General features: G+C 42.0%; 1 rRNA gene. It reads right to left on the bottom strand.

The window, feature by feature from the left end:
- A 16S ribosomal RNA gene (locus JIG41_RS02930) occupies positions 1-118 on the bottom strand; the annotation flags it as partial.
- Positions 119-281: the final 163 nt, after the last annotated feature.

Below are 281 nucleotides of genomic sequence, written 5' to 3' on the forward strand. Positions count from 1 at the left end.
ACTCACCCGTCCGCCGCTCGTCAGCAGAGTAGCAAGCTACTCTCTGTTACCGCTCGACTTGCATGTGTTAGGCCTGCCGCCAGCGTTCAATCTGAGCCATGATCAAACTCTTCAATTAAAAGTTTTTTCTGTCCTTCCCATAAGGGAGCGGACATGCTCAATGAATTCTGAATTTATTTAACATCTTTCGATGTTGAATTGACTGTGCTGAAATAAGTAAACTTATTTCCGTTGGTCACTCACTTTCCATTAAAGGAAAAAACATTGAGACTCTAAATTTG

It is taken from the genome of Pseudoalteromonas sp. bablab_jr011 (assembly GCF_016464045.1).
GTDB lineage: Bacteria > Pseudomonadota > Gammaproteobacteria > Enterobacterales > Alteromonadaceae > Pseudoalteromonas > Pseudoalteromonas lipolytica.